Annotated in this window: 26 protein-coding genes and 1 other annotated feature; of the genes, 21 read left to right on the top strand and 5 right to left on the bottom strand. The window is 51.1% G+C overall.

The features are described from left to right. Positions 1 to 161: 161 nt before the first annotated feature. The 8 genes from TJ79_RS28120 (at position 162) to TJ79_RS11410 (ending at position 5,877) form a co-directional block, all read left to right on the top strand. Positions 162 to 677 (top strand): WGxxGxxG family protein, encoded by a 516-nt coding sequence (locus TJ79_RS28120; protein WP_040950448.1) that lies wholly within the window; start codon positions 162 to 164, stop codon positions 675 to 677. Positions 678 to 937: 260 nt separating this feature from the next. Continuing rightward, entirely contained in the window at positions 938 to 1,144 is a 207-nt protein-coding gene (locus TJ79_RS11440) for a hypothetical protein (RefSeq protein ID WP_040950447.1), read from the top strand. A gap of 183 nt (positions 1,145 to 1,327) precedes the next feature. Then, the gene (trmB, locus tag TJ79_RS11435; RefSeq protein ID WP_040950446.1) at positions 1,328 to 2,125 is read left to right on the top strand and encodes a tRNA (guanosine(46)-N7)-methyltransferase TrmB; all 798 of its coding nucleotides are present in this window, start codon (positions 1,328 to 1,330) and stop codon (positions 2,123 to 2,125) included. A 410-nt stretch (positions 2,126 to 2,535) separates the two neighbouring features. Then, complete coding sequence (locus TJ79_RS11430; RefSeq protein ID WP_040950445.1) at positions 2,536 to 3,771, top strand: glycosyltransferase family 2 protein; 1,236 nt, start codon at positions 2,536 to 2,538, stop codon at positions 3,769 to 3,771. A 34-nt stretch (positions 3,772 to 3,805) separates the two neighbouring features. Then, positions 3,806 to 3,938, top strand: a sequence feature (ribosomal protein L20 leader region). Between the two features lie 41 nt (positions 3,939 to 3,979). After that, the gene (gene infC, locus TJ79_RS11425) at positions 3,980 to 4,474 is read left to right on the top strand and encodes a translation initiation factor IF-3 (RefSeq protein ID WP_040950444.1); all 495 of its coding nucleotides are present in this window, start codon (positions 3,980 to 3,982) and stop codon (positions 4,472 to 4,474) included. A gap of 50 nt (positions 4,475 to 4,524) precedes the next feature. After that, entirely contained in the window at positions 4,525 to 4,725 is a 201-nt protein-coding gene (gene rpmI / locus TJ79_RS11420; protein ID WP_040950443.1) for a 50S ribosomal protein L35, read from the top strand. A 38-nt stretch (positions 4,726 to 4,763) separates the two neighbouring features. Next, the gene (gene rplT, locus TJ79_RS11415; protein WP_040950442.1) at positions 4,764 to 5,123 is read left to right on the top strand and encodes a 50S ribosomal protein L20; all 360 of its coding nucleotides are present in this window, start codon (positions 4,764 to 4,766) and stop codon (positions 5,121 to 5,123) included. 166 nt (positions 5,124 to 5,289) lie between these two features. After that, entirely contained in the window at positions 5,290 to 5,877 is a 588-nt protein-coding gene (locus TJ79_RS11410) for a TetR/AcrR family transcriptional regulator (protein WP_040950441.1), read from the top strand. Between the two features lie 40 nt (positions 5,878 to 5,917). On the opposite strand, the gene TJ79_RS11405 is transcribed toward TJ79_RS11410, so the two are convergent. The 3 genes from TJ79_RS11405 to TJ79_RS11395 all read right to left on the bottom strand — a co-directional run bounded on the left by TJ79_RS11405 (position 5,918) and on the right by TJ79_RS11395 (position 8,769). Continuing rightward, positions 5,918 to 7,357 (bottom strand): DHA2 family efflux MFS transporter permease subunit, encoded by a 1,440-nt coding sequence (locus TJ79_RS11405; RefSeq protein WP_081756864.1) that lies wholly within the window; start codon positions 7,355 to 7,357, stop codon positions 5,918 to 5,920. A gap of 370 nt (positions 7,358 to 7,727) precedes the next feature. Then, a complete protein-coding gene (locus TJ79_RS11400) occupies positions 7,728 to 8,357 on the bottom strand; it encodes a VOC family protein (protein WP_040950439.1) in 630 nt (209 codons plus the stop codon). After that, positions 8,293 to 8,769 (bottom strand): helix-turn-helix domain-containing protein, encoded by a 477-nt coding sequence (locus tag TJ79_RS11395; RefSeq protein WP_238322969.1) that lies wholly within the window; start codon positions 8,767 to 8,769, stop codon positions 8,293 to 8,295. Before TJ79_RS11395 ends, TJ79_RS11400 begins: the two co-directional genes overlap by 65 nt. Positions 8,770 to 9,329: 560 nt before the next feature. Here TJ79_RS11395 and ilvB point away from each other — a divergent pair. The 5 genes from ilvB to leuB all read left to right on the top strand — a co-directional run bounded on the left by ilvB (position 9,330) and on the right by leuB (position 15,807). Continuing rightward, the gene (gene ilvB, locus TJ79_RS11390) at positions 9,330 to 11,075 is read left to right on the top strand and encodes a biosynthetic-type acetolactate synthase large subunit (protein WP_040950438.1); all 1,746 of its coding nucleotides are present in this window, start codon (positions 9,330 to 9,332) and stop codon (positions 11,073 to 11,075) included. Beyond that, entirely contained in the window at positions 11,072 to 11,563 is a 492-nt protein-coding gene (gene ilvN, locus TJ79_RS11385; protein WP_040950437.1) for an acetolactate synthase small subunit, read from the top strand. Before ilvB ends, ilvN begins: the two co-directional genes overlap by 4 nt. A gap of 242 nt (positions 11,564 to 11,805) precedes the next feature. Beyond that, a complete protein-coding gene (ilvC, locus tag TJ79_RS11380; RefSeq protein WP_040950436.1) occupies positions 11,806 to 12,798 on the top strand; it encodes a ketol-acid reductoisomerase in 993 nt (330 codons plus the stop codon). Between the two features lie 65 nt (positions 12,799 to 12,863). Next, the gene (locus TJ79_RS11375; RefSeq protein ID WP_040950435.1) at positions 12,864 to 14,414 is read left to right on the top strand and encodes a 2-isopropylmalate synthase; all 1,551 of its coding nucleotides are present in this window, start codon (positions 12,864 to 12,866) and stop codon (positions 14,412 to 14,414) included. Positions 14,415 to 14,730: 316 nt separating this feature from the next. After that, entirely contained in the window at positions 14,731 to 15,807 is a 1,077-nt protein-coding gene (leuB, locus tag TJ79_RS11370) for a 3-isopropylmalate dehydrogenase (RefSeq protein WP_040950434.1), read from the top strand. Between the two features lie 128 nt (positions 15,808 to 15,935). On the opposite strand, the gene TJ79_RS11365 is transcribed toward leuB, so the two are convergent. Next, the gene (locus TJ79_RS11365) at positions 15,936 to 17,300 is read right to left on the bottom strand and encodes a dicarboxylate/amino acid:cation symporter (RefSeq protein WP_040950433.1); all 1,365 of its coding nucleotides are present in this window, start codon (positions 17,298 to 17,300) and stop codon (positions 15,936 to 15,938) included. A 396-nt stretch (positions 17,301 to 17,696) separates the two neighbouring features. Between TJ79_RS11365 and TJ79_RS11360 the strand changes: the two genes are divergently transcribed. The 7 genes from TJ79_RS11360 to TJ79_RS11330 all read left to right on the top strand — a co-directional run bounded on the left by TJ79_RS11360 (position 17,697) and on the right by TJ79_RS11330 (position 24,079). After that, positions 17,697 to 18,242, top strand: a complete 546-nt coding sequence (locus TJ79_RS11360) for a peroxiredoxin (protein WP_040950432.1) — start codon at positions 17,697 to 17,699, stop codon at positions 18,240 to 18,242. Positions 18,243 to 18,398: 156 nt separating this feature from the next. Further along, a complete protein-coding gene (gene gcvH, locus TJ79_RS11355; protein WP_040950485.1) occupies positions 18,399 to 18,794 on the top strand; it encodes a glycine cleavage system protein GcvH in 396 nt (131 codons plus the stop codon). Positions 18,795 to 18,950: 156 nt separating this feature from the next. Continuing rightward, entirely contained in the window at positions 18,951 to 19,370 is a 420-nt protein-coding gene (locus tag TJ79_RS11350; protein ID WP_040950431.1) for a hypothetical protein, read from the top strand. A gap of 301 nt (positions 19,371 to 19,671) precedes the next feature. Beyond that, positions 19,672 to 20,388, top strand: coding sequence for an RNA polymerase sigma factor SigI (sigI, locus tag TJ79_RS11345; protein ID WP_238322968.1), 717 nt, complete (start codon positions 19,672 to 19,674; stop codon positions 20,386 to 20,388). Beyond that, positions 20,385 to 22,082, top strand: a complete 1,698-nt coding sequence (locus TJ79_RS11340) for an anti-sigma factor domain-containing protein (protein WP_040950429.1) — start codon at positions 20,385 to 20,387, stop codon at positions 22,080 to 22,082. The genes sigI and TJ79_RS11340 overlap by 4 nt, the downstream gene beginning before the upstream one ends. 20 nt (positions 22,083 to 22,102) lie before the next feature. Beyond that, a complete protein-coding gene (gluQRS, locus tag TJ79_RS11335) occupies positions 22,103 to 23,077 on the top strand; it encodes a tRNA glutamyl-Q(34) synthetase GluQRS (RefSeq protein WP_040950428.1) in 975 nt (324 codons plus the stop codon). Between the two features lie 57 nt (positions 23,078 to 23,134). After that, a complete protein-coding gene (locus TJ79_RS11330) occupies positions 23,135 to 24,079 on the top strand; it encodes a Gfo/Idh/MocA family protein (protein ID WP_040950427.1) in 945 nt (314 codons plus the stop codon). Positions 24,080 to 24,206: 127 nt separating this feature from the next. On the opposite strand, the gene pdxK is transcribed toward TJ79_RS11330, so the two are convergent. Then, the gene (gene pdxK, locus TJ79_RS11325; RefSeq protein WP_040950426.1) at positions 24,207 to 25,019 is read right to left on the bottom strand and encodes a pyridoxine/pyridoxal/pyridoxamine kinase; all 813 of its coding nucleotides are present in this window, start codon (positions 25,017 to 25,019) and stop codon (positions 24,207 to 24,209) included. A gap of 175 nt (positions 25,020 to 25,194) precedes the next feature. Here pdxK and thyA point away from each other — a divergent pair. Further along, on the top strand, positions 25,195 to 25,704 hold a 510-nt coding region (gene thyA, locus TJ79_RS11320; protein ID WP_040950484.1), incomplete at its 3' end, for a thymidylate synthase.

Here is a 25,704-nt window from a genome sequence, read left to right as displayed (position 1 = left end):
TTTCTTATTTTACCCCATCAGAAAACATTAAGCTAGCCGCTATCCATGGCGATATCCGCCAAATTGCGTATGAACACCGCCCTTTTCGTCCGCATAAAACGACTCCTTCTGATTCACACTATACCCGTACCAACAAATCATCCTAAAGAAAGGGGATTCGCGTGAAAAAATTAAGAATATCCATCCTTGTTCTGCTGATGTCGCTTTCCCTGGGGGCGCTGTCCGCTTCCGCAGCTGGAGTGGGTACCGCAGGTACGATGGGCACCACCGGGACATTAGGGACAACGACACACGACGGTATGACGGGTCTAACCAGCACACCGGGCACCAATCCTTATGCAGGCGGCACCATCGCTTCACCGAATCGTTATGGCACCAACGGGTATTATGGTACAAACACTTACGGCACCCCTGGCTACAGCACTTACGGAACGAACTACGGATACAACAACAATGTTGTTCCCGGAACGAGGACGTATGGAGTTACAGGCACCCGGACGCTGAATAATTACAATGACGGTTATATGGCTAACACTGTTCGCGCCAGAGCTACTACCACCGCACGAAGCTACGGTGGCTGGGGCTGGTTGGGTCTTCTCGGTCTTATCGGACTTGCCGGTATGAGATCGAGATCCACGGATCGCGGCGAGCACATTCGGGAAAAGAACCCGTATTGATTTCAGCTTAACCGTCGAAAAAAGTCGATAAACAAGACCGAACTCCCCGGCCGAAGGTCGGGGAGCCTGTTTTTAATCGGGACAAAATAGAGCGAAAATTTCGAAAAAAGCGCTTTATTCCTATTGAAATATCTAACATGTTATGTTATATTACAAGTGTAGAAAATGCTTTATCTTCTTGATATTCCCAAATTTTGTCGCCTGTTGCCCCTGTTCTTATCGAGGCTTTCTCGAAGATTAAGATAAGGAGTATGATGAACATGACGACTCGCTTTGAAATTCCTAAAGGCGAAGAAACGGTTAAGGTTGAACTCACGATCAAGCAGGCTCTCGCACTTAGCGGGTTTCGCTTCAATGCGGATCCCCGGCTGGAAGCCGAGGCGCGCAAGCAAATCATGAGAACCGTGGACAAAGCGCTCATTCCCGACGCCGCCAAACAGGTTCGTTACGAAAATCTCAAGATGTAGGATGCCGCAAACGCCACATTTCACAACGCCACCGCTTTGGCTGCCGCCAGGCGGTTTTTTTTGTGCATAAAAAGCGGGAACGTGGGCTTTGCTTTTTTTTCGGGGATGCACTATCCTTTGGAAGGGTGTAAATGAAAAAGAAGCTGGCGCCTGTGTTGCGCGAGCGGTGGAGGAATAGCAAGCATGCGGCTAAGAGGACGAAAAGGAATTCGCGAAGAGCTGGAACGCCAAACGGACCTGGTGGTGCTGGACCCGCGGAAGCTGAAGGGGAAATGGCGGGAACATTTCGGGAATGACTTGCCGATTCATGTCGAGCTTGGCATGGGAAAAGGAATTTTCATTAGCGAATGGAGTCGAAGAAACCCCAATGTAAATTATATCGGCGTAGACCGGTACGACGAATTGATCCGCAGAGGCGCCTTGAAGGCGAGGCGGCTGCATCATGGTGGGCAAGTTGATGAATTGGAAGATGCAGTAGATGGAAGCGACATCGATTCTGTTGTTAGTGGCCCCGCTGAGGTTGGCACCGAAGCTGTAGCCGCGAAGCCGTGGAATCTGGCTTTGGCTCTGCTCGACATTCAGTATATCGATGAAGTGTTCGCCCCCGGTGAGGTGGAGCGAGTGTATCTCAATTTCAGCGACCCGTGGCCCAAGTCCAAACATGCCCGCCGTCGGCTGACCCATCCCGGGTTTGTCCGTAAATACTTGAATTTCCTGAACGAGCGCGGGGAGATTCACTTGAAAACTGACTCCCGTCTGCTCTTTGAATATTCTCTCAATTCCTTCTCGGATATGGGGCTCAGGATGCGCAACATCTCCTTGGACCTGCACGCAAACGGTATTCGCGATGATCTTGTTTTAACCGAATACGAAAGCAAATTTGTCGCTCAGGGCATGAACATTCACCGCTGCGAGGTCGTAACGGGCAAGGATGCGTTGGCCGATCATCTGGCGGCACTGGAAGCGAATAAACATGGTTAAGCCGCGACGCCGGCCATATCAAACATTCAAAGCGCGGTTATGCCGTGCTTTTTTCTTTTATTACATAGGGAGTAAGGATTAGATTTGGACGAATGGGTACAATAGATGTGAAAATGACAGGAATATGACGAAATGTTTCAGAATTATTACAAATGGTTAAGATATAAGCGGTTGAAGCGCCATTTTGACGTTTGTGTTTCGGGGAAGGCGTCACTTATAATGGGCAAGATGTAAAAGATGTGGGGCGGATCGGAGGTGAACGGACCGAAAAAAGGCTGCCGCAACGAACGATACAAAAGCAGACGACCCATAAAGGGAAACGAACAATAGGACAAAGAGATGAAAATAGAGAGAGATACGTTCTTAACCATTCGCGAAGGATGAATAACCATACGAAAGGGGAAACCCGAATGCTCGATTACGTAGTACTCAGTTTGCAGATCATCATCGCCGTTATCGGCGTTTACCAATTGGTTCTTGCCTTCTTTGGCTGGTTTCGCCGTAAGAAGCGAACCCAATTTGCGCCGCAAAAATCATTCGCCATTCTCGTGGCAGCCCATAACGAAGAACAAGTCGTGGGCGCCCTTCTGGAAAATTTAAAAACACTGAACTACCCGAAAGAGCTTTACGATGTTTTCGTAATCGCCGACAACTGCACGGACAACACCGCCGCCATCGCCCGGAAACACGGCGTACACGCCTGCGAACGCCATAACCCGCAGCTTAGGGGCAAGGGCTACGCCATCGAGTGGATGCTGAAAGAACTGTGGAAAATGCCCCGGTCCTACGACGCCGTCGTGATGTTCGATGCCGATAATCTGGTCAGCGCCGATTATTTGCTCCATATGAACAGTGATCTGTTATCCGGTTCCAAAGTCATTCAAGCTTATTTGGATACGAAAAACCCGCAAGATTCCTGGATTACTTCCGCATATGCCGTTACATACTGGTACTGCAACCGTCTCTGGCAGCTTCCGCGGACCAACTTGGGTCTCGCCAATTACCTGGGCGGCACCGGCATGTGTTTCGATACCGCGCTCTTGAAAGAAATGGGCTGGGGTGCAACCAGTCTGGTCGAGGATTTGGAGTTCACCATGCGCTGCGTGCAAAAGGGCATCAACCCAACCTTCAACTTTGACGCGAAGGTGTATGATGAGAAGCCCCTCGGCTTCAACGCTTCTTGGCGCCAGCGGCTCCGTTGGATGCAGGGTCACTTTGATGTAGCCCGCCGCTACTTTTTCCCGCTGCTGTTCCAAGGCATCAAGGAGCGCAGCTGGTCCAAAATCGATACGGCGATCTACGCGCTGAATGCCTACAACGTATTTTTAGGCGGAGTCGTCACAATTATTCTGTATGCCGATATGCTCATGCCCGGAGGGCCGAGGTTGACCTCGATTTTCCAGTATGCGCCGGCGGTATTCATGACCATTTCCGGGGTCAACGTGCTGCAGTATTTGATGGCGATGTTTCTGGAAAAGGCTCCGCTCAAGACGTTCAAATTTTTGCTGACTTTTCCGTTGTACCTGATTTCCTGGTATCCGCTGACCATGTACGCCTTCTTCACCCAGAACAACAAACAGTGGAGCCACACGGCGCATACCCGGGTGCTGCGGTTGGAAGAAGTGCAAAGCAAACAAGCCAGTTGACAACGGATGATCGACGTGATATAGTATCGAAGTATGTTTAAAGCAGAAGCGCCCGCTTCTCACCTGACCGACCCCGTGTTGGCTGGTTCTTCCGGACTTTGTGAATCGATCCGTTCGTGGATAGTGCAAAGATGTGGGCGCCAACGCGTCCACATCTTTTTTTGATGAGAAGATATTCCGGAGGTGGAAGACTATTAGCAAGGACCATATGATTAACGACGAGATCCGTGTGAAGGAAGTTCGTTTGATTGGTGCAGACGGCGAGCAATTGGGGATTAAGCCGATCCGTGAAGCCATGCAAATCGCCGCCGACGCCAATCTCGACCTCGTAAACGTAGCCCCACAGGCAAAGCCGCCAGTGTGCCGGATCATGGATTACGGCCGCTACCGCTACGAAATGCAGAAGAAAGAAAAAGAAGCACGCAAAAACCAAAAGATTGTGGAGCTTAAGGAAGTCCGCTTTAGCGCAACCATCGACGAGCACGACTTTCAAACCAAGCTTCGCAATGTTCTGAAGTTCTTGAATGATGGAGATAAAGTGAAGTGCTCGGTCCGTTTCCGCGGCCGCGAAATCACCCATGCTTCCATCGGGCAAAAAGTGCTTAACCGTGTGGCTGAAGAAGCAAAGGAAATTTGCGTGTTGGAACGCGTTCCCAAGCTGGAAGGCCGCAGCATGATCATGATTCTGGCCCCAAACAAATAAGGCTGAAGGATCGCAAGCTTTGACATATTCCGTTAGGAGGACAATTCACCATGCCTAAAATGAAAACCCACCGCGGCGCCGCCAAGCGTTTTTCCAAGACCGGCACCGGCAAACTGAAAAGAAACCAAGCCTACAAACGCCATATCCTGGAGAGCAAATCTCCTGCCCGCAAACGCGGATTGCGTAAAGCTGCCCTCGTCTCCAAAGGCGATGCCAAACGGATCAAGAGCCTGCTCGTCTACGTAAAATAAAACATTTCCATTCACCGATAATCAGGAGGTAGAATTCCATGGCAAGAGTAAAGGGCGGTTTTGTAACCCGTCGTCGTCATAAAAAAGTATTGAAGTTGGCAAAGGGCTATTTCGGCTCCAAGCACAGACTGTTTAGAACCGCAAACCAACAAGTAATGAAGTCCGGTCTGTACGCATACCGTGACCGTCGCCGCAAAAAGCGCGACTTCCGTCGTCTGTGGGTAACCCGTATCAACGCTGGTGCCCGTCAAAACGGCCTGAGCTACAGCAAGTTCATGTACGGCCTCAAACTGGCCGGCGTAAACGTAAACCGCAAGATCTTGGCCGATCTGGCTGTATCCGACAGCAAAGCTTTTGCTGATCTGGCTAACGCCGCTAAAGCAAAAATCAACGGATAATTTCTTTATCCGTAGCACAGAAGCGCCCTTCTCCGGCAGTACCGGATGAAGGGCGCTTTTTGCTTTTGCAGTCTAGATTAAATTTACATGATGTAGTATAGTTGTTTTGCCTCACCTGATACTACACAGAGGTCCTGTTGTCGCCAAGAAAGGAGAGCGTTTCGTCATGACTCATTCAAAAGATCGCATCGACCCGCGAATTGTCCGAACACGCCAAGCGCTTAAAGATGCATTCATCGATTTGCTTCAGGCGATGGACGTCGAGAAAATCACAGTGAATCGCCTTGCCGAGCGTTCAACAATCCATCGCGTTACCTTCTACCTGCATTACCGGGATATTCCGGATATGATGAACAAGTTTGCGAATGAAATGGTTGAAGAAATCAACCATGCTATTTACGGTGATAAGTCCGCAGATGCCATGTGCGAGAGAGAGAAGGGAGTGCCGCTTGAAAAGCTTCTGGAGCATATTGCGCAAAACGAGAAGTTTTATAAGGTCGTAATCGCTATGAAACGCATTCCGATCTTTACCGAACGGCTCTCCATGATCCTCGCGGAAACGGTGACGGATAGAATAAAACAAAAGGGAAACGGCTTGAGCGCTGCAAAAGGGGATATCGAAAATAGCATTGCGGTTTGGTATATTTCGTCAGCCCTGATCGGTGCTATTATCTTTTGGCTGCGAAACGACATGCCCTATGCGCCGCGTTATTTGGCCAAACAAATCCTGTCGTTGCTGCCTTCACCGTCATAATGGTAAAAAAGCCAGTTCCACGGGGGAACTGGCTTTTTCGTCAAGATTCGGAAACCGAATGTGCACTTAGTGATTCAGAATGTACATGTGAAGTTTTTGTTATCACCGTACGTTTGATGAAGAAGGAAAGCAGAAGTGCGATTACCACGAACCCGACAATCACCACATAGGCATCATTGATCCCTTGTATCATTGCATCTAGTTTCAACTGCTTTTCTGTCATGCCACTCGCTAAACCTGCTGCCATCGTGTCGGTCAAATGAGCTTTTGTACGATCTGTCATCACGGTTACGAGCAGGGAAGTACCCATGGCGCCGGCCACCTGACGAACCGTGTTGGTAATGGCATTACCGTGAGCTTCCAGTTTGGGTGGCAATTGATTAAGTCCTGCGGTCTGCAAGGGCATCATGAGCAGCGAAATCCCGATCCGCCGGCCCGTCGACATGAGTAAGAGATACGTATAGCTTGTGGAGTCCGTCAAGTCGATAAAGCCAATGGTGGTGATGATCGTAATGACGAGTCCAATAATCGCCAGCCATTTCGCTCCAAATCGGTCAAACAGTTTTCCGGCCAGAGGCATTAAGACTCCCATCAAGACGGCCCCCGGAAGCATGAGCAAACCCGATTCCAAGGGGGTATAACCGCGTACATTTTGCAGATATAAAGGGAGTAGCATCATATCCGCATACATAACCATATTAACGGCGATGGAAATGACGGTCGTTAACGAAAACATATTGAATTTAAAGGTCCTTAGATCCAGCAGGGGATATTTGCATGCCAACTGCCGCCAACTAAACAGGATAAGCGCAAGAATTCCGGCGATAATCGATGCAATGACTTCCTGACTCGACCATCCAAGGCTGCCGGCGCGGCTGAAGCCGAACAATAATCCGCCGAAGGCGATGGTGGACAGGACCACGCTGAGTAGATCAATTTTTGTTGAAATCGTCTCGGATACATTTTTCAAAAAGATCAAACTGAGGCCGATAACGATAACGGTTAATGGAATAATGACGTAAAACATGGTTTTCCAGTCGTAGTTTTCAAGAATGTAACCGGAAAAAACGGGGCCGATGGCTGGGGCGAATACAAGGGCTAATCCCACCATACCCATTGCAACGCCGCGGTTATCGGGAGGGAAAATCGTTAAGACGACCTGCAGCAACAGCGGCATAATGATGCCGGCTCCGACCGCCTGAATCATTCGTCCTGACAAAAGGCTCGCGAAGTCGGATGATAAGGCGCAGACGACGGTGCCTACAAGAAAAATCAGCATTGACGTTAGAAACAGCTGGCGGGTAGAAAAACGCTGCATCAGATAGGCGGTGACGGGGATCAGGACTCCGTTTACCAGCATATAGCCTGTTGTCAGCCACTGCCCGGTTGCGGGCGAAATATTGAATTCTCCAATCAATTCGGGGATTGCAACACTCATGACCGTAGCGTTGAGGGTCGCAAGAAAGGCACCAAGGATCATAATAAACAGAATCGGTCCCTTCTTAAATCCATCCGTTACGGAACGGGGAACTGAAGTGGCTGTGGTATTTTCGTTCAACGATGTTCATCCTCTCTGCAAAAGTAATTTACACTATGTAGTTGAATTATAGTCAGAATGGCCGTTATGACAATCAACACAAAATCGGAAAATGTAAACTTATCTATATTGGTTCCGTTTTCAGTTGTTTATCTTTGAAAAATACTACAAAACGCGGGGTGAAAAGTGCAGCCGCGTCCGTGATATTTCCCTATATCCGCTACGCAAAAACGCCCTATTCCGGAACTAACCGAAAAAGGGCGTTATTTGTTGACGCATGAGCAGCTCGCAGCGGAGGCAGCCGTTCATTTCTTTACAGCGTGCTGATGTTTAAACGGTTGCCATCAGGGTCGTAGAAGTGGAAGCATGCCAATCCCCTCGTCAGAAACCCTCCGATGTCCGAGACTTCTATCCCGCTGTCCGATAAAAACGTATGGTAGCGGAAGAACTCTTCCCGCTCCGCGACCCGACAGTAGGGGCGGACAGGGCCGTCTACTTTTCCGATATACGCATCGTTTGCGGCTTGTTTCGGTACCCATAACGATTTCTGCTCTGGCTGATGGCTTAGGGCTAGACTCATGATGACGAAGCCCGTTTCCCTCAAGTCGTGCTCGATCTCCATTCCCATGTATTGCTGATACCAGTTCACCGAATGGGTCAGATCGCTCACGCCCAACCGATTCCAAGAAGGAAAAAATCCTTCTTCCTGAACGCGTTTGTCCTCCTGGGCTGTTATCCGGATGCCTTCGCAAGTCGCCCAAAAGTCAAAATAGCGGGTAGGGCCGGGGCCGTCATAGATATCCGTTACCCGGATTCCGCTTTCCTGATAGAGGCGGTGCAGCTTTTTCAGATTTTGTGTCCGCCAACATAAGAGGATGTTAGGCTTCCATGGCCAATCGAAAACGCTGTTCCGCCAGCGTATCGGTCCACGGCTTGAAAGCATGGAAACGGAGTCGATATTCCGTTGGGGACATGCCGTGAATTGCCCGAAACGTCCGGGAAAATCCGGCGAGAGAGGAAAACCCGCATTCCAAGCTGATTTCTCTCATTGACAAATTCTCATGGAAGGCAAGAAAGCGGCAGGCTTTGTCTATCCGGGTACGGTTTACATAAACAAGAAGAGTTTCACCAACGATTAACTTAAAAACCCGGTGGAAATGATAAGGAGAGAAGCTGGCAATAGCGGATAGCCGCTCCAAGGAAAGGGAGCCGTCCAGATTGCCATGAATAAAATCGAGGACCGCATTCGTTTGTTTGGTGTACATCGCCATTTCCTGTCTATCCGGCGGTTTCATCACTACAGCCACTCGCTTTCCAGAAAATTTTGCAGTATGACCTAGCTCATCCTTGTCCATAAGATTATATCGGAAAACCGCGCCATTGGAACGTTTTTGCATGGAATGATCAAGGAGAACGGGGAGGTTTTACGGCCGTTTTTCGCAAAAAAACCGGTGCGATCGGGTATTGACTATTCAAAATGTGATGCGTATAATAGCTCTTAACACAAAACCGAATCGGCTATGAAGAGGACGAAGTCATAGGGGCTCATTAGAACAGAGAGCGGAGGATCAGCTGAAACCGACGCCTAAAATCCCTTATCGGCGAGCTCACCTCGGAGCTGTTTTCCTGAAAAGCTATAGGCGCCTATAGGGCGAGTAGGGAAAACCGGAAGGGCACACGTTAACGTGCCGGGGTGTCACGTGAGGACGGATGAATCCGCCGCTCATCGGCACTTATCAAGATTTCGCGCTGCGAGGCGCGGAATAAAATTGGGTGGTACCACGGAAGCTAACCCCTTTCGTCCCTTTCAACGCACGTTGTTGAGGGATGGAAGGGGTTTTTTGATATTCTTTTTGCTAACTAATCGAAATCGGTCTTGCGTTGCGGCCTCAATTATGCGAAGGGAGGAAGAAGGATGAGTATTTCGAATCCTGAACAAGTTTTGACGGAAGAGCTGAAGGCGAAGTTAATGGTCCCTGATGAAATTACCGGTTCGGAAATTTTGCTTCGCTGTCTGCTGTTGGAGGGTGTCGATTGCGTCTTCGGCTACCCTGGAGGTGCGGTGCTTTACATTTATGACGCCATGCACGGCAACCCTGACTTTCACCATTTGCTGACTCGCCATGAGCAAGGTGCGATTCACGCGGCCGACGGCTATGCGCGGACTACCGGAAAAGCAGGCGTATGTATCGCCACTTCCGGCCCGGGGGCAACCAACCTAGTGACGGGTATTGCCACCGCTTATATGGACTCGGTCCCACTCGTGGTTATCACCGGCAACGTTGCCAGCACGCTGATTGGAACCGATGCTTTCCAAGAGGCAGACATCACGGGCATTACGCTGCCAGTTACAAAACACAGCTATCTCGTTCGTCACGTTGAGGATTTGCCCCGGATTATCCATGAGGCATTCCATCTGGCGAATACCGGTCGCAAAGGTCCGGTACTCATTGACATCCCGAAGGATATTTCCAATCATAAAACGGTGTTTAAGCCGGTGACGGAGCCGGTGCACATTCGCGGCTACAATCCGACTACCGATCCGAATAAAGCCCAGGTTACCAAAATGCTGGCGGCTATCGCCGAATCGGAGCGTCCGGTTATTCTGGCAGGCGGCGGCGTAGTCAGTGCGGACGCCGGCTACGAACTGCTGAAATTCGCCGAGAAGACGCAAATTCCCGTGACGACGACGTTGATGGGATTAGGAGGATTCCCCAGCGCTCATGAACTATGGATGGGCATGCCGGGTATGCACGGCACCTATACAGCTAACAAAGCCATCCAGGATGCGGACCTGCTCCTCTGTATCGGCGCCCGGTTCGATGACCGGGTAACCGGCAATTTGAACGGATTTGCCCCGAAGGCGAAAATCGTTCACATTGACATCGATCCGGCGGAAATCGGCAAAAACGTGAAGGTGGACATTCCCGTCGTCGGCAACGTCAAGAACCTGCTGGAGTACGCCAACACCAAGGCGAAGCAAGCGAAGTCGGCGGCATGGCTCGCGCACATTCAGCAATCCAAGCTGGATTATCCTTTGACCTATACGGATTCTGATGACGAGTTGAAACCGCAGTACGTCATTGAAATGATCAATGAATCCACCAAGGGCGAAGCCATTATCACAACAGACGTTGGCCAGCATCAGATGTGGGCCGCTCAGTTCTACAAATTCCAGCGTCCCCGTTCCCTGGTTACCTCCGGCGGTCTCGGCACCATGGGATTCGGTTTCCCATCCGCCATCGGCGCGCAAATGGGGAATCCGGATAAGCTGGTCGTCTCCATCAACGGTGACGGCGGCATCCAAATGTGTTCCCAAGAGCTGGCGGTATGCGCCATCAATAACATCCCGGTCAAGATCGTGATCATTAACAACCAGGTGCTGGGCATGGTGCGCCAATGGCAAGAGTTGATCTATGATAAACGCTACAGCCATATCGATCTTCAAGGCAGCCCGGATTTCGTCAAGCTGGCGGAAGCTTACGGCGTGAAGGGACTTCGCGCATCGACCAAAGAGGAAGCTCAGAAAGTTTGGCAGGAGGCGTTGGATACTCCCGGGCCTGTGCTGATCGACTTCCGGGTGCGTAAATACGAGAACGTCTACCCGATGGTTGCCCAAGGAAAAACGTTAGATGAGATGATAATGGGGGATGCCGAATGACGACGGGGAAACATGCCATTTCCGTGCTGGTGAACAACCAGCCGGGCGTTTTGCAGCGGGTGTCCGGACTTTTTGGCCGCCGCGGCTATAACATCGACAGCATTACGGTGGGAGCGTCGGAAGAAGCGGGGCTCTCCCGCATGGTCATCGTCACCACGGGCGACGAAGATACCTTGGAACAAGTGGAAAAGCAGCTGTATAAATTAGTCGATGTCATCAAAGTTGTCGATCTGAGCGCAAACCCGATGGTGGACCGTGAAGTGGCTCTCATCAAGGTAGCCGCAGAGCCGTCCCTGCGTCCGGAGGTTCTAGGCGTCGTCGATACGTTCCGCGCTTCCGTTGTGGATATCGGCCCCGGCTCCTTGATCGTTCAAGCCGTTGGCGGAACCGATAAAATTGACGCCATCATCGAGCTTCTAAAGCCCTACGGCATTCGCGAGCTGACTCGCACCGGCGTAACCGCCATGACCCGGGGCAGCGTCAAGTAGGCCGAATTGATGGAAAATCAGTCAGGTAGACGAAAATCATGAAACAGCGTAAAGTAGAAGGCAAGTTTACTTTCCTGCCGGGCAGCCTGAAATAGGCTGCGGTCTGTACCGCCATCCTTTAGTCCCTTTAAGCGCCAATGCGCTGCAGTTTGCGGATATGCCGCAGCGGGCGGGAGAGGAAGGATGGCGGACCAGGCTAATGCAATTCCGGACAGGTCCATATAAAAGGAGGAACTATTCAAATGCCAGTAACCATGTACTATGAAAAAGATGCCGATTTTGCAGCGCTTAAAGGAAAAACGATCGCCGTTATCGGATACGGCAGCCAAGGACACGCACAAGCCAGAAACCTGCGGGACAGCGGCCTGAAAGTCATCATCGGTCTGCGTGCCGGCAAGTCCTTCGATAAAGCGAAAAACGACGGTTTTGAAGTGTACTCCGTAGCGGAAGCTTCTCGTCTGGCCGATGTGATCCAAATCCTCATGCCTGACGAAACTCAAGCGAAAGTATACGCGGAAGAAATCGCTCCTAACCTGAAAAAAGGCGACGCTCTCCTGTTCTCCCACGGCTTCAACGTTCACTTCGGCCAAATCGTGGCTCCTGCTGATGTCGACGTGCTGCTGGTTGCTCCGAAATCTCCGGGTCACATGGTGCGCCGCACCTATGAAGAAGGCTTCGGCGTTCCTGGCTTGATCGCGATCCATAAAGACGCTACCGGCAATGCGCAAGCTATTGGCCTTGCTTATGCCAAGGGCATCGGCTGTACCCGCGCCGGGGTTATCGAAACCTCCTTCAAGGAAGAAACCGAAACCGACCTGTTCGGCGAGCAAGCTGTTCTTTGCGGCGGCGTAACCGCCTTGATCAAAGCAGGCTTCGAAACCTTGACGGAAGCCGGCTACGCTCCGGAAATGGCTTACTTTGAGTGCCTCCACGAAATGAAGCTGATCGTTGACCTGATCTATGAAGGCGGCATGGCTACCATGCGCGATTCCATCAGCAACACCGCGGAGTATGGCGACTATGTAACCGGCCCCCGAATCGTAACGGAAGAAACGAAGAAAGAAATGAAGCGCGTACTGTCCGATATCCAACAAGGCAAATTCGCCCGCGATTTCATCTTGGAAAACCAATCCGGCCGCGCCTTCCTGACGGCTACCCGCCGCAACGAAGCCGAGCATCCGATCGAAGTGGTCGGCGGACGTCTCCGCGAATTGATGCACTGGATCAAGAAGTAAGATTTTCATAAAGCTCGCATAAGCTTTTGAATAAGTTCGACGGATTGTGAGAGGAAGGGAATAAGATGCGCAAGATCTATCTGTTCGATACGACTCTGCGGGACGGCGAGCAATCGCCGGGCGTCAACCTGAACACCCAGGAGAAAGTGGAGATCGCTTTACAACTGGAAAAGCTGGCGATGGACCGGATCGAAGCCGGTTTTCCCGCCGCTTCTCCCGGCGACCTGGCAGCGGTTGATGCCGTGGCCCGGGCTGTGAAAAATGCGACCATTGTAGGCTTGGCCCGCTCCCGTGAGCAGGATATCGATGCCGCCCGGGAAGCGCTGAAGAACGCTCAGGATCCGTGTCTGCACCTGTTCCTCGCAACATCTCCGATTCATCGGAAGCACAAGCTGCGGATGGAGAAGGAGCAGGTTCTGGAAACGGCTGAAGCCGCGATCCGCTACGCCAAGAAGTATTTCAGCAAGATCGAGTTTTCTCCGGAGGACGGCGGCCGTACCGAGCTTGACTTCCTTTGCCAAGTGGTGGAAATGGCCGTGAAGAACGGCGTTTCGGTCGTTAATATCCCCGATACCGTCGGGTATTTGACTCCGTATGAATACGGGAATATTTTCAAGACGGTCAAGGAAACGGTGCCGGGTATTGAAAAGATTCAACTGAGCGCCCACTGCCATGACGATTTAGGCATGGCCACCGCCAACGCGTTGGCTGCGATCCTGAACGGTGCCGACCAGGTGGAAGGCACGATCAACGGCATTGGCGAACGGGCGGGCAATACGGCTTTGGAAGAAGTAGCGATGGCTCTTGCCACTCGCCAAGACTTCTATCAAGCTAACACCGGCCTTGTGCTGACGGAGATTGCCCGCACCAGCCGGCTGGTCAGCCGTTTGACCGGCATGCCTGTACCTGGCAACAAAGCCATCGTCGGCGCCAACGCCTTTGCCCACGAATCGGGTATCCACCAGGACGGCGTGCTGAAGGAGAAGACGACCTACGAGATCATTTCTCCGCAGACCATCGGCCTGAAGGACAGCAAGCTGGTCATGGGCAAGCACTCCGGCCGCCATGCTTTCCGCGAAAAACTGATCGATCTGGGCTACGATCTCGGGGAAGAGCAACTGAACATCGCGTTCGCCAAGTTCAAGGAGTTGGCGGATAAGAAGAAAGAAGTCAGCGAAGAGGATATCCTCGCTCTGATCGAGGAAAAGCTGACCTCCGTTACTGAAGCGTTTGTTCTCGAGGAGATTCAAGTCTCCTACGGCAACCACTCGGTACCGGTCGCTGCAGTGCGGATTCGCACCGAGGAAGGCGATGTTGTGGTGGAGACGGCTAGCGGCAACGGCTCCGTTGATTCCATCTACAAAGCCATCGACAAAGCGACCCGAGAAGAGGTTCAATTGACCGATTACTCCATCAAAGCCGTCACGGACGGCAAAGATGCGTTGGGCGAGGTACATGTCGTTCTCGTCCAAAATGGAATCTCCGTTCAAGGCCGCGGCGTCAGCACCGATATTTTGGAAGCCAGTGCCCGGGCGTACGTGGATGCGATCAACCGTTTGCTGGACCGGCGTAAAACCGTTGGAGAGGGACGCACGGATAAAATCCAATTGATTTAGATACACAACAAGGCAGTCTTCCGAGTGGAGGCTGCCTTGTTTTTTTTTATGTTGCCCCTATGTTGCAGTTATAGGTATAGTCTATGAAGTTGATAGTTTTTATATCTTTGTCAAATGAATCTCGCTATGGTAAAACAGTACTAGCACGATTAGGTAGCCACAGGGTTGAGAAGCCGACGAAGCAAGAAGCAGCAGATCCCGAGATAAGCCTGATCTTGCAGAAATTTTCGCCGGATATCCAATTGAAGCAAGAAAAACTGCATCTTTGCAGGTTTTACTTTTAGATTAACGGAGACGAGTAAAAGGAGTGTCGAAAATGGCTGACGTGAAGAAGATTGCGGTTATCGCCGGAGACGGAATCGGACCGGAAGTAGTAGCAGAAGCACTGAAAGTATTGAAGAAGACGGAGGAGCTGTTTGGCTACCGTTTTGAAACGGAGCATGCCTTGTTCGGCGGAATCGCTATCGACGAAAAGGGAACGCCGCTGCCTCAAGATACGTTGGATATTTGCAAAAAGGCCGATGCCGTGCTGCTTGGAGCTGTCGGCGGCCCGAAATGGGACAACAATCCGAAGGAGCTTCGCCCGGAAACGGGTCTGCTCGGCATCCGTAAAGCATTGGGCTTGTTCTCCAACATCCGCCCGGCTGTCGTATTCGACTGCTTGAAGGAAGCCTCCACCTTGAAGCCGGAAGTGCTGGAAGGCACCGATCTCATCGTCGTCCGCGAGCTGACCGGCGGCATTTACTTCGGTGACAAGCTGCGCCGCGAAGGGGCAGGCGGCCAGGAAGCGGTGGACACCTGCGTATACAGCGTCGCTGAAGTGGAACGCATCGCCCGCCAAGCCTTTGAAATCGCCCGCACCCGGCGCAAAAAGCTGGCTTCCGTCGACAAAGCCAACGTGCTGGAAACGTCCCGCCTGTGGCGGGAGACGGTCATCCGCGTCTCCGCCGACTATCCGGACGTTGAGCTGGAGCACGTGCTCGTCGACAACTGCGCGATGCAGCTGCTGCGCCGCCCATCCAGCTTCGACGTCATCGTCACCGAAAACATGTTCGGCGACATTTTGAGCGACGAAGCGGCTATGCTTACCGGCTCCATCGGCATGCTCAGCTCCGCCTCCCTTGGCGAAGGAAGCTTTGGCCTCTATGAGCCGGTACACGGCTCCGCACCGGACATCGCCGGTCTTGGCGTCGCCAACCCCATCGCTACGATCCTTTCCGTAGCGCTGATGTTCCATCTGACTTTCGGCTATCATGACGCAGCCGATGCTATCGAGAATGCCGTCAAGTCTGTATTGGATGCCGGCCATCGCACTGGCGATATCGCGGTCGACAAGAGCAAAGCCATCAGCACCTCCGCTATGGGCGACTTGATCATCGCCGCTATGGGCTAATCTTATCCGCAGAATCCGGGCATTTGCTGCCCGATCCAAATCAAACGAGCTGTTCCCAAGTCATCCAACAGACTTGTGGAACAGCTCGTTTTTCTGTACATGGGGAATGGAAGGCATTTCGACTTCTATCAAGTTGCGCTGATTACAATTTCTTCGTCCTCATCCCGATTGAACGCTTTGCGGTCGAATTCTCCTTCGGACTCAGCCACCAGCAGGGAAGTGACCGTTGTTCCCGTCGCATTGATAGCGGTGCGGCCCATATCGATGAGGGCTTCCACCCCGGCGACGATGCCCATTCCCTCCAGGGGCAGCCCCAGAGCCGTGAGCACTACGGTGGTGGAGATGGTTGCTGGGCCGGGTACTCCGGCTACGCCGATAGAAGAGATGATGCTGACAAACACGAGGATGATGTAATCCGTAAAGGTAAGCTGGATATTGTAGACCTGAGCGGTGAAGACAGCGACAATGGCCGGCCAAATGCCGCCGCAGCCGTTGAAATTGACGGAAGCGCCCAAAGGAGCGACGAAGCTGGCGATACGCGGGGAGACATGCAGCCGCTTGGTAATGACGTCAAGATTGACGGGCAGGGTGGCGTAGCTGCTACGGGTCGTGAAAGCTACTGCTATGGTCGGATAAACCTTTCGGAAAAAGCGCAGAGGATTCACCTTGGCAACCAGCAAAACCAATCCGCCGAAGACCAGCACAAAATGCAAGAGTAGCGCAGTATATGAAGCGAGGATGACACTGCCCAGCTCTTTGAGCGTATCCCAGCCATACTGGGAAGCGACCCCTGCAATTAAGGCAAATACGCCATAGGGGGTTAGCCGGATGACTAGCTTGACGACCTGGTGGAGAATTTTCGTCAGAGATTGGAGCAGGTCGCGCACAGGTTTGACGGCTTCCGGTTGTTTTGCTCCTACTTTAATGATGGCGACAGCCAGGAAGATAGCAAAGATCAGGAGGGGAACAACCTTTCCTTGCGCCGCTTCATTGAAGGGATTAGACGGGACCAGATCCAGAATGACCTGTGAAAATGTAGGAATCTCCCTTGCCGCAAAGCCTTCCGGCACCTTCTGGGCAATGCCCGATCCGGGGTTGTACAGCAGGGCGATCAATAGGCCGATGATGGATGCGATCCCCGTTGTGCCGAGAAACCAGGCGAAAGTTTTAAGGCCGATTTTTCGTAAGGATTCCAGATTGTTAAGAGAAGATATGCTGTTCAGGACGAGAATGAACACTAATGGGATGACCAGCATGCGGATCAAGCTTACATAGATGCTGCCGAAAGTAGTGATTCCTTTAACCTCAACATCGACATTTTGGATGAGGATTCCGACGATTAACCCGAGACCAAGACCAATGAGCACTCGAGTTCCAAAACCGACATGCTTACGGGCGAGGTAATACAGAATGGCGAACACGACAAGAGAAATGACGAAGCTTAACCAGTTGGTATCGATTGCGTGCAGCAAGTTGTTATCAACAGATCCCAAGGTAACTCCCCCCTAAATCAAGTGATATAATCGGATTAATGCGGGCAAATACCGACCGAAATAAGGCTCACTTACGGCTTACGCCAAAGCTATATGCCTGAACGTTCATCTCCATGTGTAAAAGTTTTGCTGACTGCCGCCGCCGTTTCTCCCCAAGGTACTGAATGCCATCCTATCGCCGTCAACTCTTGAAAGCGCTTATTAGGCATATTAATCCACATTTCCGACACAAATTAAAATTATTACAATATAATAACGTTACCATTATTGACATCAATTTTGGCCGATGATACCATTTTCCATAGGGAAATTACATGTTGGTATCTAAAAATGGGAGTGCGTATACATACCTTTTTTCTCCCTTTTGCATCTTTATATCATTTAGGAGGAATTAAAATGGCAGAACGTTTGGTAGGCAAGAAAGCTCCTTTTTTCCAATTGGAAACGGCACTCGGGAACGGTAAAGATTTTGGTACTGCCTCACTCGCGGATTATAGCGGCAAATGGCTCGTCCTGTTCTTCTACCCGCTCGATTTCACTTTTGTATGTCCGACTGAAATTACGGCTCTGAGCGGCGCTGTCGATCAATTCAAAGAGCTGGATTGCGAAATCCTGGGCGTCAGCACTGACAGCAAGCACTCCCACAAAGCATGGATCAACGCTTCTCGCAATGACGGAGGACTCGGCGAAATCAACTTCCCACTGGGCGCGGATCTGACCCACGCGGTATCCCGCGATTACGGCGTATTGATTGAAGAAGAAGGCATCGCCCTGCGCGGTCTGTTTATCATCAATCCGGAAGGCGAGCTGAAATACCAAGTCGTGAACCACAATGACGTTGGCCGCAGTGTAGAAGAAACGCTGCGCGTGCTCCAAGCGCTGCAAACCGGCGGATTGTGTCCAGTGAACTGGAAACCGGGTCAAAAAACGCTGGTCGGCTAATTTTTTCGAACAGTCTAATAAAAACCGAAATTTCACATCATAACGGCAGCCCCTCCTGATCGCAATTGTATGCGGGAGGGGTTTTCCTTTTTGAATCTAGGCGATTTTCCCTTATACTTGAATGTGAAAGGCAAAGCGGAAGGAGAGTTTGGGAAAATGGATCATCCAATGGATCTGAAATATAGTGAAGAGCACGTTTGGGTGCGGATCGAAGGGAAAAGGGCACGGCTTGGCTTGACCGATTTTTACCAGGACGAGCTTGGTAGCATCGTGTATGCCGATCTGCCTCGGCCTGGCGATGAGCTGGTGGCGGGAGACCCCTTCGGCAGTGTGGAATCGATCAAGACGGTAACGGAGCTGACATCGCCTTTGTCTGGCAAAGTGCTGGAGAGTAATCGGGCGCTCTCGGATATGCCAGGAAAAATCAACCTGGACCCGTATAACTCTTGGCTTTTTGTGATGGAATGGAACGATGAGACGGAAGTGGACAGATTGTGGTCAGTCGAGCGCTACGTCGCGTCTATCCCGCAAAAACCGGAAAATGAAGAGTAACTTAAGAAACGTCGGGCGACCGGCGTTTTTAATTTTTTCAAAGGATTTTTGCGGAAAACTTTTCAAAATGGACAGATATGGATAAATGATGAATAAGAAAGAGTAGAGGCGATTTATAGCCGGCTCGGATTTTTCGAAAAAAGGGAGGGGAAGATGATGAGTTTCTGTTGCGGAGCCAGCATGATTGGAACGAGAGGAACCCTCAAGCATATGCATACAAGTCTGAAAAATGTGCCTCTCTTGTTTTGTCCGGTTTGTAAGCGTTCGGAGGTTCACCATTTGATTCGCAGCGAATTTGAAATCTTAGCGGAATATGCGACAGGAGAAGGCATTCCCGAAGTGAACTTTTCCGATTATATAAGGGGGAAGAAGCTGGAGGACCTGTTTGAAAACTGCTCCAGCCGCGAGCAGGAAGATCCGCTGCAGCTTTTGACCTCTCAAATCGACATGTCGCTTGATCTCCTGATGGTAGCCAAGGACATGCAGGACCGGCATTGGGAGCGGCAACTTTATGAACGGCTTCAGGTATTAAGTTATCAACGGGAAAAGCAGGCGGTGCGCCGCTCTGCGGATTAATGCGGTAAGAACAAGGAGGGAATCTTCCCATACCGGAGGATTTCCTTTTTTATGCAAGGAGTTCCTATGGAAACGGCTGCACAGGAAACTATGGTATAATAAGCCTGCTGATGAAAAAAGTCGAAATTTAACCGATAACTATTCTCGTGCGGTACTTTACATACCCCCAAAAGTTAGCCCTTTTTAGCGAATATTTAAGTGTGAGGTGGATCTTTTGATTCTCGCGATCTTCAGAAGATTTCTGGGAAAGAGTCCGTCGGACTCAAAAGCCCGGAACTCTCATCGAAGCCCTGAAGAGCTGGTGGCTCGTATTCAGGCTGGCGACTCGGAGTTGCTCAATCAATTTATAACCGATTATCAACCCTACATAGCCAAAGTAACGAGCCGTTTTTGCAACCGATATGTCAATCCTCATATAGATGATGAATTCAGCATCGCTCTTTCCGCGTTCAATGAAGCGGTGGAACAATATAACCCAACCGCCGGGAAATCGTTTCTCGGATTCGCCGAAACGGTGATTCGCCGCAGGCTGATCGATTATCTTCGCAAGGAGCAGCGTCATTCGGGGCAAATTCCGATCAGTGCCTTTGATTATGCAGATGAAGATGACCATGTGATCAATCCGGTGGAGGTCAAACAGGCTGTGGATGCTTATCGCGATCAATTGAGCGTAGAGGAGCGCCGAGGCGAAATTTTGGATTTGACCCGCTGCTTGCATGAATTTGAAATCGGCTTTGACGAGCTGGTGCGAATTTCTCCACGCCATACCGATTCCCGCTGCATGCTGATGGGAATCGGGGTTAAGCTTGCGGATCAACCGCTGCTCATGCGTACCCTGCTGACCAAAAAGCGGCTGCCGGTGAAGGAATTGACGGAGCAGTCTGGATTGTCCCGCAAAACCATAGAACGAAACCGCAAATATATTATAACAGTCGCTATCATTCATAACGGGCCTTATCCTTACCTGCGCGAATACTTGAATGCCGGATTATCTAATGAAATGAGAGTGACCGAATGAACAAGGGCATCGTGGTGGAAAAAAGAAAAAAATCCTACATTGTGCTGACGCCGGACGGGGAGTTTCGTGAAATTGCCCGAAAAGGCCGCAGTGGGGCCATTGGCGAAGAAGTGTCTTTTCGGGATGCTCAAGATGTTCGCCGCAGCAAATTATCCCCCCTTGCCATAGCGTCATCTCTCGCGGTTGCGGCATTGTTCTGTTTTTTCCTGATCGGCGGCATTCCTACCGGTTTTGGCGGCAAGCAGGTATCGGCTTACGTTTCACTTGATATCAATCCTAGCGTGGAAATCGGAATCGATAAGAATGGTAAGACGCTGCGTCTTAAGGCTGAGAATGTAGATGGCGAGACCTTAATCAAAGGTGTTGTCTTTAAAGGGAAAACGTTGAAAGTGGTAATGGAGGCGCTTCTGCAAAAGGCGGAAGCCAACTATCTGTCTCTCGGAACGGCGGATATTGTGTTATCGGCAACGGAGGCTAAAGACAACGACGGTGTGGACGATACCTCCATTGGCAATGAGGTTAAGAAAATTGTCACCGACTACGTGAGCGAAAACCATGCTAAGGAGAAAGAAACCATCAGCGTAACGGAACTGCCGGCGAGTCCCGAAGTACGGGAGGCTGCTCAGCAAAGCGGGCTATCGACCGGCAAATACGTGGCTTATCTAAGTGCGAAAAACAACGGCTACGATCTATCAGTGGATGATTTCCGCAATGGTTCGATCCATGAAATTGCCAAAGATTACGGTGGCGTCGACTCTTTATTGCAACCAGACAAACTGACGAAGCAAAACGTCAAGGAACTGTTGACGGAAGAGAAAAACGGTGAGCTGGACCGCAAGGTTAAAGAAAAGAAGGAAGGCAAGAAGAGCAGCATGGCGGGGGAAGGCGAGAAAGCCCAACTGGTTAGCTTACTCACGGCAAAACCAGGAAAAGCGTCAACCAGCTCGACTCCGAAAGTGACCAAGGAAAGCTTGAAGCCCCTCGTTACCTTTGGAACCAACGGAAAAGGCTGGGGACAGGGCAAAAGGGCTTTACGGAACGACCGGAGCGGTTACATTTGGGATATCAGTCAGTGGAATGAAAAGGGAAAACAATCGTTTAGCGGGGAGTCCGGTAAGAACGATACTTTTTGGAGCAACAAAGGATTCGGCAGTAAAACCGGTAATAACGGCAACAATGGCAACAATGGTAAAAATGGAGACAATGGCAGCAATGGTAAAAATGGAAACAACGGCAATAGCGGAAACAGCGACAACAATAGCAACAATAGCAGCAAAAATGGTAACACCGGTAAGATCAGCCAGGAGAAGAAGGACGAAGACAAGAAAAACAAGAGCGAAACAAACGATACGAAAGAAGACAATCAAAAGAAGGATAGTAAGAAAAATGAGGGCAATACGGGCGGCGGTGGGAATAGCACCGGCGAAAATGGCAATAGCAAGAAGAACAACAGCAAAGATGACGGAAATGATAAAAAGGATAGCAAAACCGGCAATGACGGAAATAAAAGCAATTCAGGGAAAAACGGCGATAAGGGCAATAGCGACAATGCCGGAAAGGGCAACGATAAACAAAATAACGGCAAAAAGTCTGGAAACTCCGACAGCAAAAACTCTAGCAGCAACAAGAATATCGTTTATCGGATCAGTTGGAATGATGATTGGAGCAATTGGCAGTTGCCAAACAGGAAGTAGTTTTTTTGGGGTGATGGAACATGGCTGAGGCGCGGGGGAGATTTGCTCCGACACCATCCGGGGAGCTTCATATCGGGAATATGCGAACCGCGCTGCTCGCTTGGCTGCAAATCCGCAAAGAAAACGGAATGTTCGTGCTGCGCATAGAGGATATCGACAGACAACGTTCCCGGCGGAATTATGCAGAAACGATTTTGCGGGATATGCGCTGGCTAGGTCTTGACTGGGATGAAGGGCCCGACATTGGCGGGCCCTTTGCGCCTTATACCCAGAGCGAGCGGCTGGAACGCTATGAAGCAGCTTTAGCCGGTTTGGAGCAGAAAGGCTGGATTTATCCTTGCTATTGCAGCCGTGCGGATATCATGGCCGCGGCCAGCGCCCCCCATGGGCTGGAGTCGGAAGGGCCGCGCTATCCAGGAACGTGCCGCCATCTGTCGCAGGTGGAACGATTGGATAAGGGCAAAAGCAAAACACCGTCTTACCGCTTTGCGATGCCCGAAGACAAATCCATCTCGTTTCATGATGGCGTGGCCGGGCTTCAGTGCTATTCCTCTGACAGCGGCGGCGATTTTGTCGTGAAGCGGTCGGATGGGATGATCGGTTATCAACTAGCGGTCGTTCTGGACGATGCCGCTATGGAAATTACGGACGTTTTACGGGGAAGCGATCTCTTGGACTCGACTCCCAGACAGTTGATGCTTTACGAAGCCTTGAGCCTAAAGGCACCGAGGTTCGCCCATGTCCCCTTGCTCTACGGACCGGATGGGAAAAGACTGTCTAAGCGTCATGGCTCCGTCACGCTTTCTTCTATCCGGAATGCCGGTGTACAGCCGGAGCGGGTGATTGGCATACTGGCCTATCTCAGTGGACTGTTGGATAAAGCTGAACCGGTCAAGCCCGGGGAGTTGATTCCGCATTTTCAGCTGCAGCGGATCATTCGCGAGCCCGTTGTCGTAACAACGGATCTCCTTATGGAGCTTTCTTCATACACCTGATGAGAGACGGCGGGTTTGCATGGGCTTGTTTTTAGATCGGTCAGGGGGGAAAATGCAATGGATAAGCGCAAAGTGGCGATCATCGGGTTGGGAGATATCGCGCAAAAGGCATATTTGCCCGTCATTACAGCCATGGACGATGTGGAGATCACCGGGATCATGAGCCGGACAGAGGAGACGGTGCGGCGGATCGGCAGCCAGTACCGTTTATCCGGCGGCTGTACCGATTTGAAATCGCTTTTGGCTGCGGGGCCGGAAGCGGTTTTTATTCATACTGCAACGGAATCCCATTTTTCTCTTGTGATGGACTGTTTAAAAGAGGGACTTCATATTTACGTCGATAAACCGTTGTCCTATGAATGGAAAGAATCCGAAGCGATGGCCGAAGCGGCGTATAAGTATGGCCGATTGCTGGCAGTGGGCTTCAACCGCCGTTTTGCGCCGCGATACCGGGAGGCGAAAGAGTGGCTTGAAGGAGCAGGGGGTATCGCATTTGCCGTCGCCCAAAAGCATCGCACCCGGCTGCAAAAGCATGACGCAGCAAAAACGGTCTATGACGATCTGATCCATATGCTCGACCTGTTACTATGGCTAATGGGGGAACAAGCAGATTCTCGTGCAAGCGATGCCGATATCCGCGTGGACGAAACGGGCAGGCTGCTGCATATTTCCGGTTCCCTTGCCTTTGATGGAGGTTCCGGGATGTATGCAATGAACCGCAGCGCCGGTGTGGACTTGGAGAAGCTGGAGCTTCATGGCTTTGGTCGCTCGGCGGAAGTGACGAATATGGAGTCAGCTGATCTGTATTCGGTGGCTGAAGGAAAGCGGGAACTAGTCTTCGGCAGTTGGGACAGCGTGTTGTACCGAAGGGGCTTCACAGGGGCGATCGGACACTTTCTTGCGGCACTGGATCATCCGGACGATTGCGAGTTTCGGGTGGATCGGGTATTGGCAACCCACCGCTTAGCAGATCATCTCGTAAGCAAACTCCACAAAAGATGAAAGCCGGTTACTACCGCCTTTTGCTTGCTTGGATTCACCGGCATGGCTCGTAATTATGAAAAAAACGGGCGGAAGCTAAAGTCACTTCCATCCGTTTTTATTATTGAACACATGAAGTTGTTATACCTTACAACTTGCACGTCCGCCAGGCGGAATGACGGGTGGGGCCGACAAATTCGTTGATCGGGAAGCCGTTTCGGATAGCCGTCGTAATAAAAGCTTTGCCTTGGCGGATGGCATCCTTCACTTCGGTGCCTTTAGCCAGCGCAGCGGTGATGGCGGCAGAGCTGGTGCAACCTGCACCATGGGTATAGGTAGTGGCGATCCGTTCCGATTCAAGCAGCTCGAATTCTTTGCCGTCATAGAGCAAATCGACGGCTTTTTCGTGCTGCAGTTTGCTGCCGCCTTTGATAAGTACATACTTCGCGCCAAGCTCGTAAATGCGAGTTGCGGCTTCCTTCATATCGTCTACGGTTTTGATTACCGGGACTTTTGCCAATTGGGATGCCTCAAACAGGTTAGGGGTCACGACAGTCGCCCGGGGAACAAGAAGCTCACGTAGCGCGACGGCTGTCTCTGGGTGCAACACTTCGTCGGTTCCTTTGCACACCATGACGGGGTCGATCACGATGCTTTTCGGCGCGTATTTATCCAAGGTTTGCGCGGTCAGCTCGATGATCTCCACGGAGCCCAGCATGCCGGTCTTTATCGCATCGGCGCCGACGCCTGCGAAAGCGGTGTTGATTTGATCCTTCACCACATCGAGGGGGATGGGATGTACACCGTGTGACCAGCCGTTAAACGGGTCCATGGTCACGACGCAGGTCAGCACCGTCATGCCGTAAACGTCATGCTCCTGGAAGGTTTTCAGGTCGGCCTGGATACCGGCTCCGCCGCTTGTATCCGAACCTGCAATGGTAATCGCTTTTTTCATGCTCATGGTACATTACCCCTATCTTTTTCTTTTGTATGTAATCCTATTAATGTTGCGTCCGCTTGTCAACGGGAAAATGAATTTGCGTTTCCTCAACATCATGGAAGTGAATATGATTCTTTTTTGTTATAATGGGGTTAATCAGAAAATTTTTCGGTTATGAACGGTTTTGGGAGGAGCTATGAAACAATATCTTGATTTGTGCGAGCACATTTTGCAAAACGGCGTTGTCAAGGAAGACCGCACCGGTACAGGAACGAAGAGCGTATTCGGTTATCAGATGCGTTTCGATCTGCGGGAAGGCTTCCCGCTCTTGACCACCAAGAAGCTGCATTTGAAGTCCATCATCCATGAACTGCTTTGGTTTTTGCAGGGGAACACCAATATCGCTTACCTGAAGGAGCATGGTGTCCGGATCTGGGATGAATGGGCGGATGAGAACGGCAATCTCGGTCCTGTTTACGGTAAGCAGTGGCGCTCTTGGCTAGCTGCTGACGGTAAGGTCATCGACCAGATCACTGCAGTTCTGGAGCAGTTGAAGAGCAATCCCGACTCCAGACGGCTGATCGTCAGTGCATGGAACGTCGGCGAGCTGGACAAGATGGCTCTTGCTCCCTGTCATCTGTTGTTCCAATTTTACGTGGCGGAAGGGCGGCTGAGCTGCCAACTGTACCAACGCGGCGGCGATACG

This window comes from Gorillibacterium massiliense (assembly GCF_000455485.1).
In the GTDB taxonomy this organism is placed as follows: domain Bacteria; phylum Bacillota; class Bacilli; order Paenibacillales; family NBRC-103111; genus Gorillibacterium; species Gorillibacterium massiliense.
This window is presented reverse-complemented; position numbering and strand designations above follow the sequence as displayed.

Coding starts and splice junctions, on each gene's coding strand:
- TJ79_RS11330 (WP_040950427.1), top strand. CDS start 23,135: ATGGATAAGCGCAAAGTGGCGATCATCGGGTTGGGAGATATCGCGCAA.
- ilvB (WP_040950438.1), top strand. CDS start 9,330: ATGAGTATTTCGAATCCTGAACAAGTTTTGACGGAAGAGCTGAAGGCG.
- gluQRS (WP_040950428.1), top strand. CDS start 22,103: ATGGCTGAGGCGCGGGGGAGATTTGCTCCGACACCATCCGGGGAGCTT.
- TJ79_RS11440 (WP_040950447.1), top strand. CDS start 938: ATGACGACTCGCTTTGAAATTCCTAAAGGCGAAGAAACGGTTAAGGTT.
- ilvC (WP_040950436.1), top strand. CDS start 11,806: ATGCCAGTAACCATGTACTATGAAAAAGATGCCGATTTTGCAGCGCTT.
- leuB (WP_040950434.1), top strand. CDS start 14,731: ATGGCTGACGTGAAGAAGATTGCGGTTATCGCCGGAGACGGAATCGGA.
- TJ79_RS11360 (WP_040950432.1), top strand. CDS start 17,697: ATGGCAGAACGTTTGGTAGGCAAGAAAGCTCCTTTTTTCCAATTGGAA.
- gcvH (WP_040950485.1), top strand. CDS start 18,399: ATGGATCATCCAATGGATCTGAAATATAGTGAAGAGCACGTTTGGGTG.
- TJ79_RS11430 (WP_040950445.1), top strand. CDS start 2,536: ATGCTCGATTACGTAGTACTCAGTTTGCAGATCATCATCGCCGTTATC.
- TJ79_RS11395 (WP_238322969.1), bottom strand. CDS start 8,769: ATGGACAAGGATGAGCTAGGTCATACTGCAAAATTTTCTGGAAAGCGA.
- TJ79_RS11340 (WP_040950429.1), top strand. CDS start 20,385: ATGAACAAGGGCATCGTGGTGGAAAAAAGAAAAAAATCCTACATTGTG.
- rpmI (WP_040950443.1), top strand. CDS start 4,525: ATGCCTAAAATGAAAACCCACCGCGGCGCCGCCAAGCGTTTTTCCAAG.
- TJ79_RS11410 (WP_040950441.1), top strand. CDS start 5,290: ATGACTCATTCAAAAGATCGCATCGACCCGCGAATTGTCCGAACACGC.
- rplT (WP_040950442.1), top strand. CDS start 4,764: ATGGCAAGAGTAAAGGGCGGTTTTGTAACCCGTCGTCGTCATAAAAAA.
- ilvN (WP_040950437.1), top strand. CDS start 11,072: ATGACGACGGGGAAACATGCCATTTCCGTGCTGGTGAACAACCAGCCG.
- pdxK (WP_040950426.1), bottom strand. CDS start 25,019: ATGAGCATGAAAAAAGCGATTACCATTGCAGGTTCGGATACAAGCGGC.
- infC (WP_040950444.1), top strand. CDS start 3,980: ATGATTAACGACGAGATCCGTGTGAAGGAAGTTCGTTTGATTGGTGCA.
- TJ79_RS11405 (WP_081756864.1), bottom strand. CDS start 7,357: ATGATCCTTGGTGCCTTTCTTGCGACCCTCAACGCTACGGTCATGAGT.
- TJ79_RS11400 (WP_040950439.1), bottom strand. CDS start 8,357: ATGCTTTCAAGCCGTGGACCGATACGCTGGCGGAACAGCGTTTTCGAT.
- TJ79_RS11350 (WP_040950431.1), top strand. CDS start 18,951: ATGAGTTTCTGTTGCGGAGCCAGCATGATTGGAACGAGAGGAACCCTC.
- TJ79_RS11375 (WP_040950435.1), top strand. CDS start 12,864: ATGCGCAAGATCTATCTGTTCGATACGACTCTGCGGGACGGCGAGCAA.
- trmB (WP_040950446.1), top strand. CDS start 1,328: ATGCGGCTAAGAGGACGAAAAGGAATTCGCGAAGAGCTGGAACGCCAA.